We start from the raw sequence: 17647 nt of genomic DNA, 5'->3' as shown, positions 1-17647 counted from the left end.
GCGCGAGCGCTGTGTAAAGAATTCTTGACACAGCGGATGCCGCAGACGTAACCTCGTGTCAAGAATCTTTTACACGGGAGGATGTCATGGTCTACGAGGAGCGCAACGTCTGGGTCGGTCTCGTCGTCAGCCTGATCGCCATCACGGCGTACGTCGTCGCGGTGCTGCAGCAGGCGGCCGGCGGTCCCGTGACCGAGGTCGACTGGCCGCCGCTGATGCTGTGGATGATCGGCGGCGGAATCGTCGTGACCATCGCGATCAGCATCATCTGGGGCATGATCGCCGGCGCACGCGACCCCGACGGCGTGGGCAAGTCCGACATCCGCGATCGGGACATCGGTCGCATGGGGAGTCGTGTCGAGCAGGCGTTCGTGGCCATCGCGGGCACCGGCGTGATCCTGCTCTGCGCGATGAACGCGGACGTCTTCTGGATCGCCCACGCCATGTTCGCGGGCTTCGCGATCGCGACGATCGTGGGCGGGATCGCGCGGGTCGTGGCCTATCGAAGGGGTCTCGTCTGATGGTCAAGCCGACGCTCGTCTCCAACCGCATCCGTGCGCATCGGGAGGCCGCCGGTCTGACCCAGGCCGAGCTCGCCCGCCGCGTCGGCGTGACTCGCCAGACGCTGATCGCGATCGAGCAGGAGAAGTACTCGCCGACCCTCGAACTGGCCTTTCAGATCGCCCGGGCATTCGGCGTCGGCATCGACGACCTGTTCCAGTACCCCGAGCCCACGACCACGGAGGTGTGAGATGACCGAGACGATGCCTGCCTGGGTGCGTGAGACGTACGGCCCGTCCGACGGAGTGCACCTCGAGCAGATCCCCGTTCCGATCCCGCGTCCGGGCGAGGTGGTGCTGCGCGTCGAGGCGACCGCCCTCAACGCCGGTGATATCCGCCTCATGCTCGGAGACCCCCTGCTCGTGCGTCCGGTCTTCGGCCTGACGCGCCCGAAGCATCCGGTGCGGGGAATGGAGGTGGCCGGCACCGTCGTCGCCGTCGGATCCCAGGAGATCGGCGCCGAGGTCGGCGAGCGAGTGGTGGGCGAGCTCGTCGGAGGCGGGGGACTCGCATCGCATGTCGCTGTGCCCGCGACGCGCCTCGTCCCGATCCCGCCGGATGTGACCTCCGAGACTGCGGCCTGCCTGCCGATCGCCGCAGGCACCGCATGGCAGGCACTCGACCACGCGGGCATCGGCTTCCGCTCCGTCAAGCACACTGCGGCGGGCCATGTCCCTCGAGTCCTGGTGCTCGGCGCCTCCGGGGGAGTGGGCACCTTCGTGGTGCAGCTCGCGGCGCTGCGCGGTGCCGAGGTCTGGGCGACGTGCGGCGAACGCAACGCGCGCCTCGTCGAGCACCTCGGCGCCGTGCGCACCCTCGACCATCGTCGCTCGCCGCTGACGGAGCTGCCCGCAGCGCACTTCGACGCGGTGATCGACATCGCCGGAGGGATGCCGCTGCGCGACCTGCAGCGCCTCGTGATCTCCGGCGGACGGGTGGTGCTCGTGACGGGTGACGGCGGCCCCGTGCTGGGCCCGATCCCGCGGATGGTGAAGGCGGCGTTCCTGTCGATCGGTTCGAGCCGCCGCATCCGCCCGCTTGCGGCGAGCCCTCGTCCGGAGATCCTCGCGAAGCTGCTCGAGCTCACCGCCGAGGGGCGGATCACACCCGTGATCGAGCGCGAATTCGGATTCGACGAGGCCCGCGCGGCCCTCGCGCACCTCGAGGCCGGTCATACGGTCGGCAAGGTCGTCGTCCGCGGAGCCTGAGCGAGAAGCGCCTGCGCTCTGGCGGCGTCCAGGGGGCGGGTGACAGAATGGATGCTGGCGTGCCCGAGTCGCATCTTCCCCGGGCGCCGGCTCTCATCGAGCGGCGCGGGTCGAAGGACCGCCGGGCCCCTGGACAGCGTCCGCCGCATCCGTTCGAGGAGCCCCATGTCTGTCGAAACCACTGCGCCGGCATCCGAGACCGCAGCCCCGGTCCGCACCGCACACCACCGTCACTACCTGATGTGCACGCCGTCGCACTTCACGGTGAACTACTCGATCAACCCGTGGATGGAGCCCTCGAAGCCGACCGACACGGCCAGGGCGGTCGAGCAGTGGCAGAAGCTGCACGACCTGTACCTCGAGCTCGGCCATGAGGTCGAGCTGATCGAGCCTCTCGCCGGGTTCCCCGACATGGTCTACACGGCGAACGGCGGGTTCCTGATCGACGGCCGCGCCTACGTGCCGAAGTTCCGCTTCGTCGAGCGTCAGGGCGAGGCGCCCGCGTTCGCCGACTGGTTCCGCGCCGCGGGCTACGACACCGTGATCCCCGAAGAGGTCAACGAGGGCGAGGGCGACTTCCTGCTCGTCGGCGACGTGATCCTCGCCGGCACCGGGTTCCGCTCGACCGGCGACAGCCACCGCGAGGTCGGCGACGTCTTCGGCCGTGAGGTCGTGTCGCTCAACCTGGTCGACCCGCGCTTCTACCACCTGGACACCGCGATCGCGGTGCTCGATCCCGTTCAGGGTGTCGAGAACGGCGGCCCCGAGCGCGCGAACATCGCGTATCTGCCCGGCGCGTTCGATGACGAGAGCCGGGCGATCCTCGAGGAGCGCTTCCCCGAGGCGATCCTCGTGTCCGACGAGGACGGATCCGTCTTCGGTCTCAACTCCGCGAGCGACGGCTACAACGTGATCATCTCGCCGCGCGCGAAGGGCTTCGAGAAGCAGCTGCGCGAGCGCGGCTACAACCCGATCATGATCGACCTGTCCGAGCTGCTGCTCGGCGGCGGCGGCATCAAGTGCTGCACCCTCGAACTGCGCGGTGCGGTGTGACCGCCGTCGACTCGGGCGTGAGCGCCGAGGTGACGGCGGAGCCGCACGTCGCCCACAACTACCACCCGCTGCCGGTCAACATCGCCCGGGGTGAGGGTGCGTGGGTGACGGATGTCGAGGGCAAGCGGTACCTCGATCTGCTCGCCGCCTATTCGGCGGTGAACTTCGGGCACCGGCATCCGGCTCTCGTGGCGGCCCTGACCGAGCAGCTCGGTCGCGTCACCCTCACGAGCCGCGCCTTCATGAGCGATCGGCTCGAGCCGTTCGCCGCCGCGCTGTCGACTCTCGCCGGCAAAGACATGGTGCTGCCGATGAACACCGGCGCCGAAGCGGTCGAGACCGGCATCAAGGTCGCTCGCGCATGGGGGTATCGCGTCAAGGGCATCGCGGACGACCAGGCGCGCATCATCGTCGCGGCCGGCAACTTCCACGGCCGCACCACGACCATCGTCAGCTTCAGCGACGACCCCGAGGCGCGGACGGACTTCGGCCCGTACACGCCGGGATTCGACGTGGTTCCCTATGGGGACGCGGATGCCGTCGCAGCGGCCATCACCGAGAACACCGCCGCCGTGCTGATCGAGCCGATCCAGGGCGAGGGCGGAGTGGTGATCCCCCCGGAGGGATACCTGCGCCGCATCCGCGAGATCTGCGACGAGAAGAACGTGCTGTTCATCGCCGATGAGATCCAGTCGGGTCTCGGCCGGGTCGGCGAGACCTTCGCCTGCGATCGGGAGGGCGTCGTGCCCGACCTGTATCTCCTGGGCAAGGCGCTGGGCGGCGGGATCCTTCCGGTGTCGGCGGTCGTCGGCGACGCGGATGTGCTCGGAGTCATCCGCCCGGGTGAACACGGTTCGACGTTCGGGGGCAACCCGCTCGCCGCGGCCGTCGGCCTGCGGGTCGTCGAGATGCTCGAGTCCGGGGAGTTCCAGGAGCGCGCTCGCGCACTCGGCGCCCACCTCGCCGCCGGCCTCGAGCCGCTGATCGGGCACGGGGTGACCGAGGTGCGCATCGCCGGGCTGTGGGCCGGCGTCGACATCGACCCCGCCAAGGGGACCGGCCGCGAGATCGCGGAGAAGCTCCTCGACCGGGGTGTGCTCGTCAAGGACACCCACGGTCAGACGATCCGCATCGCCCCTCCGCTGGTGATCCGCGCGACCGAACTCGACTGGGCGGTCGAGCAGCTGAAGCTGGTTCTCGGGGCGTGACGCCCTGTCCGCCGGGCGACACGCCCGGCGGACAGCCCGGATTTGCCGGAACCCCGGAACCCACGTAACTTATTACTTGTTCGCCCCACAGGGAAGCGGAGAGGCCGAGAGCCTTACCCCCCTCAAGCGGAGGACCACCTCCACTCGATCAGCTCCTCGGAGCAGATCGCAGACACACTTCTGTCTGACCTGGAGCTTCCACTTCGGAGAAATGGTCGATTTGACAGCGACTCCGGAACGGATAAGCTAGTGAAGTTGCCTCGGCGGCCTTGAGCCCCGAGCTGCAGATCTGGTTCTGAGCCTCACGGCGTGTCGATTTGACAGGCCGAATGGCACAGATAAGATAGAGAAGTTGCCCTTCGGGCCTGGTTGTGATGACTGGGTCGTGGGAGCATCCGATCCTTGAGAACTCAACAGCGTGCACTTGTCAAATGCCAAATAACCTCGATTCAGCTTCGGCTGGATGAGATTCCTTTGGATCAAAGACCAACCTCCTTGTGGGGTTGGCAACGGATAAAGTCAGCAATGATTTGTCTCTTTGGTCAGCATCAAACTCGCTGCGTCACCGTTTTCCCGGTGTCGTATGCATTTCTTTTTTACGGAGAGTTTGATCCTGGCTCAGGATGAACGCTGGCGGCGTGCTTAACACATGCAAGTCGAACGGTGAACACGGAGCTTGCTCTGTGGGATCAGTGGCGAACGGGTGAGTAACACGTGAGCAACCTGCCCCTGACTCTGGGATAAGCGCTGGAAACGGCGTCTAATACTGGATACGAGTAGCGACCGCATGGTCAGTTACTGGAAAGATTTATTGGTTGGGGATGGGCTCGCGGCCTATCAGCTTGTTGGTGAGGTAATGGCTCACCAAGGCGTCGACGGGTAGCCGGCCTGAGAGGGTGACCGGCCACACTGGGACTGAGACACGGCCCAGACTCCTACGGGAGGCAGCAGTGGGGAATATTGCACAATGGGCGCAAGCCTGATGCAGCAACGCCGCGTGAGGGATGACGGCCTTCGGGTTGTAAACCTCTTTTAGCAGGGAAGAAGCGAAAGTGACGGTACCTGCAGAAAAAGCGCCGGCTAACTACGTGCCAGCAGCCGCGGTAATACGTAGGGCGCAAGCGTTATCCGGAATTATTGGGCGTAAAGAGCTCGTAGGCGGTTTGTCGCGTCTGCTGTGAAATCCGGAGGCTCAACCTCCGGCCTGCAGTGGGTACGGGCAGACTAGAGTGCGGTAGGGGAGATTGGAATTCCTGGTGTAGCGGTGGAATGCGCAGATATCAGGAGGAACACCGATGGCGAAGGCAGATCTCTGGGCCGTAACTGACGCTGAGGAGCGAAAGGGTGGGGAGCAAACAGGCTTAGATACCCTGGTAGTCCACCCCGTAAACGTTGGGAACTAGTTGTGGGGTCCATTCCACGGATTCCGTGACGCAGCTAACGCATTAAGTTCCCCGCCTGGGGAGTACGGCCGCAAGGCTAAAACTCAAAGGAATTGACGGGGACCCGCACAAGCGGCGGAGCATGCGGATTAATTCGATGCAACGCGAAGAACCTTACCAAGGCTTGACATATACGAGAACGGGCCAGAAATGGTCAACTCTTTGGACACTCGTAAACAGGTGGTGCATGGTTGTCGTCAGCTCGTGTCGTGAGATGTTGGGTTAAGTCCCGCAACGAGCGCAACCCTCGTTCTATGTTGCCAGCACGTAATGGTGGGAACTCATGGGATACTGCCGGGGTCAACTCGGAGGAAGGTGGGGATGACGTCAAATCATCATGCCCCTTATGTCTTGGGCTTCACGCATGCTACAATGGCCGGTACAAAGGGCTGCAATACCGCGAGGTGGAGCGAATCCCAAAAAGCCGGTCCCAGTTCGGATTGAGGTCTGCAACTCGACCTCATGAAGTCGGAGTCGCTAGTAATCGCAGATCAGCAACGCTGCGGTGAATACGTTCCCGGGTCTTGTACACACCGCCCGTCAAGTCATGAAAGTCGGTAACACCTGAAGCCGGTGGCCTAACCCTTGTGGAGGGAGCCGTCGAAGGTGGGATCGGTAATTAGGACTAAGTCGTAACAAGGTAGCCGTACCGGAAGGTGCGGCTGGATCACCTCCTTTCTAAGGAGCATCTGACTCTTCGGAGTCCAGAACCCAGATCGAAGACGTTCGTTCTTCGCTGGGAGCTCATGGGTGGAACATTTGACATGACATCAGCGCAGCTGAGTCTCGTGAGTACGCTGACCTTCGGGTTGGTTGGAAAGTGGGGCTTCGTGAGCGGGGTGTCTGCACGCTGTTGGGTCCTGAGGGACCGGATGCGATCTTCGGATCGTTTCTGTACCTCTGGGCCTCTTGTTGTTTCCCCTGTGGGGGTGGCGAGAAGGGGTACCGCCCGTACTTTGAGAACTACACAGTGGACGCGAGCATCTTGCAGCCGGCTTCGGTCGGTTGCACAAGATGATCTTAAAGATCATTAGTCAATTTCATGCCAGGCCTTCGGGTCTGGTGTCGATTCTGATTCAAACTCATGTGATTTCAAGTCTTTAAGAGCAAACGGTGGATGCCTTGGCATCTGGAGCCGAAGAAGGACGTAGCAATCTGCGATAAGCCTCGGGGAACTGATAAGCAAGTTTTGATCCGAGGGTGTCCGAATGGGGAAACCCCGCTGGGCGGCGTGCCGACCTAGTGACTCCCGCCTGAATATATAGGGCGGGTAGAGGGAACGTGGGGAAGTGAAACATCTCAGTACCCACAGGAAGAGAAAGCAACCGCGATTCCGTTAGTAGTGGCGAGCGAAACCGGAACAGGCTAAACCTAGCGTGTGTGATAGCCGGCAGGCGTTGCACGTTGGGGGTTGTGGGACTTTTCAGTCATCTCTGCCGAGATGGCGGCGTTACACGATGGTATAGACGAACGGTCTTGAAAGGCCGGTCATAGAGGGTGCCAACCCCGTAGTCGAAATGCCAACCGTGGCGCGAAGAGTATCCCAAGTAGCACGGGGCCCGTGAAATCCCGTGTGAATCTGTCAGGACCACCTGATAAGCCTAAATACTCCCAGATGACCGATAGCGGACAAGTACCGTGAGGGAAAGGTGAAAAGTACCCCGGGAGGGGAGTGAAATAGTACCTGAAACCGTTTGCTTACAAACCGTTGGAGCAGCCTTAGTAGCTGTGACAGCGTGCCTTTTGAAGAATGAGCCTGCGAGTTAGCGATATGTGGCGAGGTTAACCCGTTGAGGGGTAGCCGTAGCGAAAGCGAGTCTGAATAGGGCGATTCAGTCGCATGTCCTAGACCCGAAGCGAAGTGATCTATCCATGGCCAGGTTGAAGCGACGGTAAGACGTCGTGGAGGACCGAACCCACTTAGGTTGAAAACTGAGGGGATGAGCTGTGGATAGGGGTGAAAGGCCAATCAAACTTCGTGATAGCTGGTTCTCTCCGAAATGCATTTAGGTGCAGCGTTGCGTGTTTCTTGCCGGAGGTAGAGCTACTGGATGGCCGATGGGCCCTACAAGGTTACTGACGTCAGCCAAACTCCGAATGCCGGTAAGTGAGAGCGCAGCAGTGAGACTGTGGGGGATAAGCTTCATAGTCGAGAGGGAAACAACCCAGACCACCAACTAAGGTCCCAAAGCGCGTGCTAAGTGGGAAAGGATGTGGAGTTGCCTTGACAACCAGGAGGTTGGCTTAGAAGCAGCCACCCTTGAAAGAGTGCGTAATAGCTCACTGGTCAAGTGATTCCGCGCCGACAATGTAACGGGGCTCAAGCACGCCACCGAAGTTGTGGCATTGACATTATTGGTAGGCCTTCGTGGTCCAGCCGTGTTGATGGGTAGGAGAGCGTCGTGTGGCCAGCGAAGCGGCGGTGTAAACCAGCCGTGGAGGCTACACGAGTGAGAATGCAGGCATGAGTAGCGAAAGACGTGTGAGAAACACGTCCTCCGAAAGACCAAGGGTTCCAGGGTCAAGCTAATCTTCCCTGGGTAAGTCGGGACCTAAGGCGAGGCCGACAGGCGTAGTCGATGGACAACGGGTTGATATTCCCGTACCGGCGAAGAACCGCCCAAGCTAATCCAGTAGTGCTAAGTGTCTGAATCCCAGTGACTGATCCCTTCGGGGTGACGCGTTGGGCCTAGCGCACGACCCCATTCTGGTGCGGTTAGCGTATTAACAGGTGTGACGCAGGAAGGTAGTCCAAGCCAGGCGATGGTTGTCCTGGTGCAAGTGCGTAGGCCGAGAGATAGGCAAATCCGTCTCTCACATAGGCTGAGACACGATGCGGATAAAAAGTGGATGATCCTATGCTGCCAAGAAAAGCATCGACGCGAGGTTCTAGCCGCCCGTACCCCAAACCGACTCAGGTGGTCAGGTAGAGAATACCAAGGAGATCGAGAGAATCGTGGTTAAGGAACTCGGCAAAATGCCCCCGTAACTTCGGGAGAAGGGGGGCCTTCGACGTATTAGGACTTGCTCCGAAAGCGTTTGGAGGCCGCAGAGACTAGTGGGTAGCGACTGTTTACTAAAAACACAGGTCCGTGCCAAGTCGCAAGACGATGTATACGGACTGACGCCTGCCCGGTGCTGGAAGGTTAAGAGGACCGGTTAGCCGCAAGGCGAAGCTGAGAATTTAAGCCCCAGTAAACGGCGGTGGTAACTATAACCATCCTAAGGTAGCGAAATTCCTTGTCGGGTAAGTTCCGACCTGCACGAATGGCGTAACGACTTCCCAACTGTCTCAACCGCGAACTCGGCGAAATTGCATTACGAGTAAAGATGCTCGTTACGCGCAGCAGGACGGAAAGACCCCGTGACCTTTACTACAGCTTGGTATTGGTGTTCGGTGTGGCTTGTGTAGGATAGGTGGGAGACTGTGAAGCATGGACGCCAGTTCATGTGGAGTCATTGTTGAAATACCACTCTGGTCACTCTGGATATCTAACTTCGAACCGTAATCCGGTTCAGGGACAGTGCCTGGTGGGTAGTTTAACTGGGGCGGTTGCCTCCCAAAAAGTAACGGAGGCGCCCAAAGGTTCCCTCAACCTGGTTGGCAATCAGGTGTCGAGTGTAAGTGCACAAGGGAGCTTGACTGTGAGACTGACAGGTCGAGCAGGGACGAAAGTCGGGACTAGTGATCCGGCAGTGGCTTGTGGAAGCGCTGTCGCTCAACGGATAAAAGGTACCTCGGGGATAACAGGCTGATCTTGCCCAAGAGTCCATATCGACGGCATGGTTTGGCACCTCGATGTCGGCTCGTCGCATCCTGGGGCTGGAGTAGGTCCCAAGGGTTGGGCTGTTCGCCCATTAAAGCGGTACGCGAGCTGGGTTTAGAACGTCGTGAGACAGTTCGGTCCCTATCCGCTGCGCGCGTAGGAAATTTGAGAGGATCTGACCCTAGTACGAGAGGACCGGGTTGGACGAACCTCTGGTGTGTCAGTTGTTCCGCCAGGAGCACCGCTGATTAGCTACGTTCGGGATGGATAACCGCTGAAAGCATCTAAGCGGGAAGCCGGCCTCAAGATGAGATTTCCATACCTTCGGGTGAGAGGCTCCCAGCCAGACTACTGGGTTGATAGGCCAGATGTGGAAGTGCAGTAATGCATGCAGCTGACTGGTACTAATAAGCCGATGACTTGATAACACACCGTTTGTTGGTGCTACGCGTCCACTGAGTGGTTCTCGATGTACGGTCGAGAACCCTAGAGACAACAATGATTTGTCTATAGGTTTGATTGAAACATCAATAGTGTTTCGGCGGCCATAGCGTGAGGGAAACGCCCGGTTTACATTCCGAACCCGGAAGCTAAGCCTCACAGCGCCGATGGTACTGCAGGGGGGACCCTGTGGGAGAGTAGGACACCGCCGGACTTCTTTTACACAGAAAAGCCACCCAATGTTGGGTGGCTTTTCTGCGTTAACGTGTGCGCGAGCGCAAGCGCAAGCGCAAGCGCAGGCGTCGACTGACCGGGCGCGGCAGCGGATGCGTCGCGTCAGCGCTTGAGCCGTGACTCGAGTACGGACGCCGTCTCGATCACGGCGTCCGCGAGGATACGCTCATCGAGCTCGCCGCCGGCCCAGGTCACAGCGACCGCGGCCACAGGCCAGCCCGCATGATCGCGGACGACGGCGCCGACGCTGCGCAGTCCGTCTGCCACCTCGCTGTCCTCGGTCGCATAGCCGCGTTCACGAACGGTGCGCAGCAGCTCGCGCAGTTCGCCCGGCTTCCTGGGGCCGCGTCCCGTACGGTCGGGGAACGCAGACGCGCTCGGATACAGCGCACGCACCTGCTCGCGGGGGAGCGCAGCCAGCATGGCCCGCCCCGAGGCGGTGAGGTGCGCAGGCAAGCGGACGCCGACATCCGTCACGAGAGCCTGCCGTCGGGGAGCGCGCTCCTCGACGATATAGAGCACGTCGCCGCCGCTCATCACCGCCAGGTGCGTGCTCTCCCCGAGACGATCTGAGAGGGCGGCCACAAGAGGCCGCCCGATCCGTGCGAGCGGCTGCTGCCGCGCGTATCCGCCGGCGAGTTCGAATGCCGAGGTGCCGAGGCCCCAGCGCCGGTCTTCCTTCATATGCAGCACGAACCCGTGCGCAGCGAGGGTCGTGAGCAGGTGATAGACGGTCGAGCGGGGCAGCTCGAGTTCGCGGGCGATCGCCGAGGCGGCGACGGGCGCGGGGCGCCCGGCCAGATAGCTCAGGATCCGCAGCGTGTTGTGGGCGGCGGGCACCTGGGCGGCGGCCTCCATGTTGTCTGGGATCACAGACACAGGATGTCACGATCGCCTGCCACGCGCGATCCGTCGGGTGTGGAATCGAGACATGACCGATCTTCCCGCCGTCCTCATCGGCGATGCACCCCTGAGCCCCGCCGACGTCGTCGCGGTGGCGCGCCATGGCGCGAGCGTCACGATCAGCTCCGCCGCTCTCGACCGGGTCGCGGAGACGCGGCGCGTGATCGACGGACTCGCGGCGGATCCGCACCCGCACTACGGCGTCTCGACGGGTTTCGGCGCGCTCGCGACGACGTTCATCGCCCCCGACCGCCGCCTTCAGCTGCAGGCGAGTCTCATCCGCTCGCACGCGGCTGGCACCGGCGCCGAGGTCGAACGCGAGGTCGTCCGCGGCCTGCAGCTGCTGCGCCTTCAGACGCTCTCCTCCGGCCGGACGGGTGTTCGCCCCGTCGTGGTCGAGACCTACGCTGCTCTGCTGAACGCGGGCATCACCCCGATCGTGCGCGAATACGGATCGCTGGGGTGTTCCGGCGACCTCGCCCCACTCGCGCACATCGCACTCGCGGCGATGGGAGAGGGCGATGTGCGTGACGCCGAGGGCACGCTCATCCCGGCATCCGACGCGCTGGCCGCAGCCGGCATCCATCCCCTCACTCTCGTCGAGAAGGAGGGCCTCGCGCTCATCAACGGCACCGACGGCATGCTCGGCATGCTCGTGCTGGCGCTGCACGACCTCGAGACGCTGCTCGTGACGGCCGACATGGCGGCGGCGATGTCGGTCGAGTCGCAGCTCGGCACGGATGCCGTCTTCGCGGCCGACCTCATGGCGCTGCGACCGCAGTCCGGCCAGGCCGAGTCGGCGGCGAACCTGCGGGCTTTCCTGCACGATTCGCCGATCGTGCACAGCCACAAGGGCCCCGAAGACGGCCGGGTGCAGGACGCGTACTCACTGCGTTGTTCGCCGCAGGTCCACGGCACCGCGCGCGACACGATGGGCTACGCATCGACCATCGCCGAGCGCGAGCTCGCCAGCGTCATCGACAACCCGGTGATCACGGTCGATGGGCGCATCGAGTCGAACGGCAACTTCCACGGTGCACCGGTCGCAGCGGTGCTGGACTTCCTGGCCATCTCGGTCGCCGACGTGGCCTCCATCTCCGAGCGCCGCACCGACCGCGCGCTCGATCCGGCACGCAACCACGGGCTGCCGCCCTTCCTCGCCGACGAGGTCGGTGTCGACTCGGGGCTGATGATCGCGCAGTACGCGGCGGCTGGAATCGTCTCGGAGCTCAAGCGGCTCGCCGTTCCGGCATCCGTCGATTCCATCCCGTCCTCGGCGATGCAGGAGGACCACGTCTCGATGGGGTGGGCTGCTGCTCGCAAGCTGCGCCGTGCGATCGACGGCCTCGGCCGTGTCATCGCGATCGAGGTGCTCACCGGTGCCCGTGCGCTGGATCTGCGCGCTCCGCTGCAGGCCGGCCCCGCGACCGGAGCGGTGCGCGACCTGGTGCGCACGGTCGCCGCGGGCCCCGGGCCCGACCGATTCCTCTCACCCGACATGGAGGCCGTGACCGCACTCGTGCAGTCCGGCGCCATCGCCCGCATCGCAAAGGAGCACGCGAATGACTGACATCACGACGGATACGACTCCGACCACCGGGCCGCGCACGGTTCGCGCCGCCCGTGGCAACCAGCGCACCGCCAAGAGCTGGGGTGCGGAGGCGGCGAAGCGGATGCTGATGAACAACCTCGACGCCGAGGTCGCCGAGCACCCCGAAGACCTCGTCGTCTACGGGGGCACGGGCAAGGCGGCGCGCAGCTGGGAGGCGTACGACGCGATCGTCCGCACGCTCGATGAGCTCGAGCCGGACGAGACGCTGCTCGTGCAGTCGGGCAAGCCGGTCGGCGTCTTCCGCACGCACGAGTGGGCGCCGCGCGTGCTGATCGCCAACTCGAACCTCGTGGGCGACTGGGCCAACTGGCCCGAGTTCCGCAAGCTCGAAGAGCTCGGTCTGATCATGTACGGCCAGATGACCGCGGGGTCGTGGATCTACATCGGCACCCAGGGCATTCTGCAGGGCACGTACGAGACGTTCTCCGCGGTCGCCCGCTCGCTGGGCAAGGACTCGCTCAAGGGAACGCTGACGCTGACCGGCGGTGCGGGCGGCATGGGCGGCGCTCAGCCGCTCGCGGTGACGCTCAACGACGGCGCCGTGCTGATCGTCGACGTCGACGAATCGCGTCTCGCCCGTCGTGTGCAGCACGGCTACCTCGACGAGTACACCACCGATCTCGATGCGGCGATCGCGCGGGTCGTGGCGGCGAAGGATGCGGGCGAAGCGCTCTCGGTGGGCGTGGTCGGCAACGCGGCCGAGGTCTTCCCCGAGCTGCTGCGTCGCGGGGTGCCGATCGACATCGTCACCGATCAGACCAGCGCGCACGACCCGCTCGCCTACCTGCCGGTCGGCATGGCCGTCGCCGACTGGAAGTCTGAGGCCGAGCGGGATGCGGAGGAGTTCACCCGCCGCTCGCGCGAGTCGATGGCTCAGCATGTCGCGGCCATGGTCGCGTTCCAGGATGCCGGGGCCGCGGTCTTCGACTACGGCAACTCGATCCGGGCCGAGGCGCAGCTCGGCGGATTCGATCGCGCCTTCGAGTTCCCGGGCTTCGTGCCGGCGTACATCCGACCGCAGTTCGAAGAGGGTCGCGGACCCTTCCGCTGGGCGGCGCTCTCGGGCGACCCCGAGGACATCTACAAGACCGACCGTGCGATCGCCGAGCTGTTCCCCGAAGACAAGGCTCTCCACCGCTGGCTCGAGAAGGCCGGCGAGAAGGTGCACTTCGAGGGCCTGCCCGCGCGCATCTGCTGGCTCGGATACAAGGAGCGCCACCTCGCCGGCCTCAAGTTCAACGAGATGGTGGCCTCGGGGGAGCTGGCCGCGCCGATCGTGATCGGCCGCGACCACCTCGACTCCGGCTCCGTGGCGTCGCCGTATCGTGAGACGGAGGCCATGAAGGACGGCTCGGATGCGATCGCCGACTGGCCCCTGCTGAACGCGCTGCTCAACACGGCATCCGGTGCATCGTGGGTGTCGCTGCACCATGGCGGCGGAGTCGGCATCGGGCGCTCGATCCATGCAGGGCAGGTGACCGTCGCCGACGGATCGGCGCTCGCCGCCGAGAAGCTCGAACGCGTGCTCACCAACGATCCGGGCACGGGTGTCATGCGCCATGTCGACGCCGGATACGAGCACGCTCGGGACATCGCCCGTGAACGCGGACTCAAGGTGCCGATGCTGTGAGCGCCTCGCTGATCACGAACATCGCCGAGCTGACGACCAACGTCGCCTCGCCCGCAGGCGACCGCTTCGGCACGCTCGTCGACGCGGCCGTGCTCATCGACGGCGAGCGGATCGCATGGGTCGGATCCGCCGCGGATGCGCCGGAGGCCGACGTCGTCCTCGACGCGGCGGGTCGCGCCGTCATCCCCGGTTTCGTCGACAGCCACAGCCACCTGGTCTTCGGAGGCGACCGCGCCGCGGAGTTCGAGGCCCGGATGGCGGGGCAGCGATACGCCGCCGGCGGCATCCGCTCGACCGTGGTCGCGACACGAGCGGCGAGCGACGACGAGCTGCGCGCGCGTCTGCGGGGATTCGTCGACGAGATGCTCGCCCAGGGCACCACGACGGTCGAGATCAAGAGCGGCTATGGCCTGAGCGTGCGAGACGAGGAGCGCCTGGTGCGCCTCGCGGCGGAAGTCACGCCCGAGGTCACCTTCCTCGGAGCGCACGTGGTGCCGGTGGAGTACGCCGACCGCGCGGACGAGTACGTCGACCTGGTGACAGGGCCGATGCTCGACGCGTGCGCTCCGCATGCGAAGTGGATCGACGTGTTCTGTGAGACGGGTGCGTTCTCGGTCGAGCAGTCGCGAAGGGTGCTCGAGGCGGGCATCGCACAGGGGCTCGTTCCCCGAGTGCACGCGAGTCAGCTCGGCCCGGGTGAGGGAGTACGCCTCGCCGTCGACCTCGGCGCGGCATCCGTCGACCACGGCACCTACCTGACCGACTCCGACATCGAGGCGCTGGCAGCATCCGACACGGTGCTCACGCTGCTCCCCGGGGTGGAGTTCTCGACGCGCCAGCCGTATCCCGACGCGCGACGACTCATCGACGCGGGCGTGACCGTGGCGATCGCCTGCGACACCAATCCGGGATCGAGCTTCACGTCGTCGATGCCGTTCTGCATCGCGCTCGCGGTGCGCGACATGGGCCTGACCCCCGCCGAGGCGGTGTGGGCGGCGACCGCCGGGGGCGCTCTGGCGCTGCGCCGCGACGATGTCGGCGTGATCACGCCGGGCGCGCGGGCGGACCTCGTGCTGCTGTCGGCGCCGACCCGCATCCATCTCGCCTACCGACCCGGAGTCCCGCTCGTCGAGCGGGTGTGGAAGGACGGCGTCGGGGTCTTCGCAGCATCCGGAACGGCAGAGGGGACGAATCATGGCACTGTCGCACGATGAGCTCTGGCCGCGCGCGGGCTCCTGGCCCGGGTTCGAGACAGGGGATGACGCGGATGCCGTGCTGCTCGGCGTGCCGACCTGGCGCACCTCGCTGTCACCGACCGGAGCACACGCGACGCCCGCCGCGATCCGCGAGGCGCTCACCCGGTACAGCGCGACGCTCATGGGGCCGCCCGTGGTCGATCTCGGGGCGGCACTCCGCGTGCTCGATGCCGGGGACGTCGACGAGCCGGACGGCGAGGACGGCATCGCGACCACCGTCCGGCGCGTGCGCGAGCTCGCTGACGCCACCCGTCTCGTCATCGCACTCGGGGGCGACAACGCCCTGACCTATCCGGTCGCGCGCGGTGCCGGGGCCACCGGACTCATCACCATCGACGCGCACTTCGATCTGCGTGACGGCATCTCGAACGGATCGCCCGTCCGTCGGCTGATCGAAGACGCGCCCGACGGCGAGAGGATCGACCCGACGAGGATCGTCCAGATCGGCATCGCGGACTTCGCGAACTCCGCCGCCTACGCGGCGCGTGCTGCCGGGTGGGGAATCCGCGTGATCACCCTCGACGAGGTTCGCCGCCGGGGCATCGAGGACGTCGTCGCGGAGGCGACGCGCATCGCCGGAGCGGGTGCCGCCGCCCGCATCCACCTCGACGTCGACGTCGACGCGGCCGACCGTTCCGCGGCGCCGGGCTGCCCGGCATCCGTTCCCGGCGGCTTCGCCGCGTGGGAGCTGCGCCACCTCGTGCGCGCGATCGTCGGCGACCCGCGTGTGGTCAGCGCCGACATCGCCGAGGTCGATGCGACCGCTGACACCGACGACCTGCGCACGGTGAGGCTCGCCGCGCTGTGCGTGCTCGAGATGCTCGCGGCGCTCGCGTCCCGCTGACACGGCGTCGGGAGAGCGCCACTCAGTTCAGCGCCGATGTCAGCCGGAACAGGCCGTCGAGGAAGGTCGACTTCGCAGGCTCGCGCAGCCATTCGTCGAGTGTCAGCTCCCGCCCGGCGGCGCGGTACTTCTGCTCGACCTGGCGCATCTGCGCGACGAAGGACCCGCCCCGCACCAGCAGCGACATCTCGGAGTTGAGGCTGAAGGAGCGGATGTCCATGTTGCTCGAGCCGATCACGGCGATGTCGTCGTCGATCGAGAAGTGCTTGGCGTGCAGGATGTACGGCGCGGGGTAGAGGAAGATGCGCACTCCGGCTCGCAGCAGCGTCTCGTAGTACGACCGCTGTGCGTGATAGACCATCGCCTGGTCGCCGAGCTCCGATACGAACAGCTGCACGTCGAGTCCGCGCTGGCATGCCGTGGTGATGGCATAGATCATCGCCTCGTCGGGCACGAAGTACGGGCTCGTCAGGATGACCTTCTCGGTCGCGCCGTGGATGAGCGAGAGGAACATCCGCAGGTTGTTCTCGGTGCCGTATGCCGGCCCGCTCGGCACCATCTGGCAGTGCAGATCGGCGGGTGGAGGTGCGGGAACGGCGGTGGCCGGTACGCGTTCGACCGCGGACAGGTCCTCGCCGGTCTCGATGAGCCAGTCCGACAGGAACACCGCATCGACCTGGGCGACGACCGGTCCGTCGACGCGGGACACCAGCTCCTGCCACATGAGGCCGCGTCTGATGTTCTTCTCCGAGTTGTAGTCGCGGGAGATGAGATTCTGCGAGCCGACGAAACCGACGTGGCCGTCGACGACGACGAGTTTGCGGTGGTTGCGCAGATCGGGGCGCTGGTACTCGCCCTTGAGCGGGCGAACCGGCAGCATCCATGCCCACGTCACGCCGACCCTGTCGAGCTCCGCGAAGGTCTCCTCCGACTTCGGGATCTTGCGCGAGGCGATGTAGTCGGCCAGCAGGCGCACCGTCACCCCGCGGGCGACGGCCCTCTCCATCGCGTCGAAGAAGCCCCGGGTCGTCTCGTCGCGCGCCGCGATGTAGAACTCCACGTGCACGTATCGCTCGGCGGAGTCGATGGCTGCGGCCATCGCGTCGATCGATGCCTGGTAGTCGTCGATCAGCTGCGCCGACGAGCCACCGACCATCGGCAGGCCGGTGAGGGCGTGATTCTGCTGCGCGACACGCTGCAGCCACCGCGGAGCCTCGGCATCCGGAAGGTCGAGGGCGCGCTCGGCGATCATCGCCGTGATGCGCTGCTGCTCGTCACGGCGCTTCTTCGGCAGCCGGAAGTCTCCGATCAGCAGGTAGAGCGCGATGCCGATGAAAGGAAGCAGGAACACGAGCAGCAGCCAGGCCATCGCCGCGGTGGGCTTGCGATCGCGCGGGATGTAGATCAGTGCGAGCACGTTGATGCAGAACGCCGCGATCGCGAGCACCGACCAGACCAGGTTCGCGGAGAGCAGCGAGTCCATGACTC

Annotated in this window: 11 protein-coding genes and 3 rRNA genes; 12 read left to right on the top strand and 2 right to left on the bottom strand. The window is 64.7% G+C overall.

Annotated elements, in window-relative coordinates; genetic code table 11:
• The first annotated feature begins 86 nt into the window (after nucleotides 1–86).
• The 8 genes from AKG07_RS10500 (at nucleotide 87) to rrf (ending at nucleotide 9894) form a co-directional block, all read left to right on the top strand.
• Nucleotides 87–521 (top strand): hypothetical protein, encoded by a 435-nt coding sequence (locus tag AKG07_RS10500; RefSeq protein WP_053097833.1) that lies wholly within the window; start codon nucleotides 87–89, stop codon nucleotides 519–521.
• Nucleotides 521–751 (top strand): helix-turn-helix transcriptional regulator, encoded by a 231-nt coding sequence (locus tag AKG07_RS10495; protein WP_053097831.1) that lies wholly within the window; start codon nucleotides 521–523, stop codon nucleotides 749–751. The genes AKG07_RS10500 and AKG07_RS10495 overlap by 1 nt, the downstream gene beginning before the upstream one ends.
• A gap of 1 nt (nucleotide 752) precedes the next feature.
• Nucleotides 753–1769 carry an NAD(P)-dependent alcohol dehydrogenase gene (locus AKG07_RS10490; protein ID WP_053097829.1) on the top strand — a complete coding sequence of 339 codons (1017 nt, stop codon included), beginning with the start codon at nucleotides 753–755 and terminating at the stop codon, nucleotides 1767–1769.
• A 165-nt stretch (nucleotides 1770–1934) separates the two neighbouring features.
• On the top strand, nucleotides 1935–2822 hold the full coding sequence (gene ddaH / locus AKG07_RS10485) for a dimethylargininase (RefSeq protein WP_053097827.1): 888 nt from the start codon (nucleotides 1935–1937) through the stop codon (nucleotides 2820–2822).
• Nucleotides 2819–4030: an ornithine--oxo-acid transaminase gene (gene rocD / locus AKG07_RS10480; protein WP_053097826.1), complete on the top strand. Its 1212-nt coding sequence runs from the start codon at nucleotides 2819–2821 to the stop codon at nucleotides 4028–4030. Before ddaH ends, rocD begins: the two co-directional genes overlap by 4 nt.
• A gap of 595 nt (nucleotides 4031–4625) precedes the next feature.
• Nucleotides 4626–6150 (top strand): 16S ribosomal RNA (locus tag AKG07_RS10475).
• 412 nt (nucleotides 6151–6562) lie between these two features.
• A 23S ribosomal RNA gene (locus AKG07_RS10470) occupies nucleotides 6563–9667 on the top strand.
• 109 nt (nucleotides 9668–9776) lie between these two features.
• Nucleotides 9777–9894: ribosomal RNA gene (gene rrf / locus AKG07_RS10465) — 5S ribosomal RNA — on the top strand.
• The 16S, 23S and 5S rRNA genes sit together here, the layout of an rRNA operon.
• A gap of 122 nt (nucleotides 9895–10016) precedes the next feature.
• Here rrf and AKG07_RS10460 read toward each other — a convergent pair.
• Nucleotides 10017–10772, bottom strand: coding sequence for an IclR family transcriptional regulator (locus AKG07_RS10460; RefSeq protein WP_053097824.1), 756 nt, complete (start codon nucleotides 10770–10772; stop codon nucleotides 10017–10019).
• Between the two features lie 73 nt (nucleotides 10773–10845).
• Here AKG07_RS10460 and hutH point away from each other — a divergent pair, with 73 nt between their 5' ends.
• From hutH to AKG07_RS10440, 4 genes are read left to right on the top strand one after another with little or no spacing between them, the layout of a single operon-like run.
• Nucleotides 10846–12387, top strand: a complete 1542-nt coding sequence (gene hutH / locus AKG07_RS10455) for a histidine ammonia-lyase (protein WP_053097823.1) — start codon at nucleotides 10846–10848, stop codon at nucleotides 12385–12387.
• Nucleotides 12380–14059, top strand: coding sequence for a urocanate hydratase (gene hutU, locus AKG07_RS10450; protein ID WP_053097822.1), 1680 nt, complete (start codon nucleotides 12380–12382; stop codon nucleotides 14057–14059). The genes hutH and hutU overlap by 8 nt, the downstream gene beginning before the upstream one ends.
• Nucleotides 14056–15273: an imidazolonepropionase gene (gene hutI, locus AKG07_RS10445; RefSeq protein WP_053097820.1), complete on the top strand. Its 1218-nt coding sequence runs from the start codon at nucleotides 14056–14058 to the stop codon at nucleotides 15271–15273. Before hutU ends, hutI begins: the two co-directional genes overlap by 4 nt.
• On the top strand, nucleotides 15254–16159 hold the full coding sequence (locus AKG07_RS10440; RefSeq protein WP_053097818.1) for an arginase family protein: 906 nt from the start codon (nucleotides 15254–15256) through the stop codon (nucleotides 16157–16159). The genes hutI and AKG07_RS10440 overlap by 20 nt, the downstream gene beginning before the upstream one ends.
• Before the next feature lie 22 nt (nucleotides 16160–16181).
• On the opposite strand, the gene cls is transcribed toward AKG07_RS10440, so the two are convergent.
• Complete coding sequence (gene cls / locus AKG07_RS10435) at nucleotides 16182–17642, bottom strand: cardiolipin synthase (RefSeq protein WP_053097816.1); 1461 nt, start codon at nucleotides 17640–17642, stop codon at nucleotides 16182–16184.
• Nucleotides 17643–17647 lie beyond the last annotated feature (5 nt).

This window comes from Microbacterium sp. CGR1, assembly GCF_001266755.1.
Taxonomy (GTDB): domain Bacteria; phylum Actinomycetota; class Actinomycetes; order Actinomycetales; family Microbacteriaceae; genus Microbacterium.
The sequence above is the reverse complement of the archived record's forward strand: the minus strand, read 5'-3'. Positions and strand labels throughout refer to the sequence as shown.

Bases quoted from the DNA above. Each gene is read 5' to 3' on its own strand.
- AKG07_RS10500 (WP_053097833.1), top strand. From the start codon at position 87: ATGGTCTACGAGGAGCGCAACGTCTGGGTCGGTCTCGTCGTCAGCCTG.
- AKG07_RS10495 (WP_053097831.1), top strand. From the start codon at position 521: ATGGTCAAGCCGACGCTCGTCTCCAACCGCATCCGTGCGCATCGGGAG.
- AKG07_RS10490 (WP_053097829.1), top strand. From the start codon at position 753: ATGACCGAGACGATGCCTGCCTGGGTGCGTGAGACGTACGGCCCGTCC.
- ddaH (WP_053097827.1), top strand. From the start codon at position 1,935: ATGTCTGTCGAAACCACTGCGCCGGCATCCGAGACCGCAGCCCCGGTC.
- AKG07_RS10460 (WP_053097824.1), bottom strand. From the start codon at position 10,772: ATGGAGGCCGCCGCCCAGGTGCCCGCCGCCCACAACACGCTGCGGATC.
- hutH (WP_053097823.1), top strand. From the start codon at position 10,846: ATGACCGATCTTCCCGCCGTCCTCATCGGCGATGCACCCCTGAGCCCC.
- hutU (WP_053097822.1), top strand. From the start codon at position 12,380: ATGACTGACATCACGACGGATACGACTCCGACCACCGGGCCGCGCACG.
- AKG07_RS10440 (WP_053097818.1), top strand. From the start codon at position 15,254: ATGGCACTGTCGCACGATGAGCTCTGGCCGCGCGCGGGCTCCTGGCCC.
- cls (WP_053097816.1), bottom strand. From the start codon at position 17,642: ATGGACTCGCTGCTCTCCGCGAACCTGGTCTGGTCGGTGCTCGCGATC.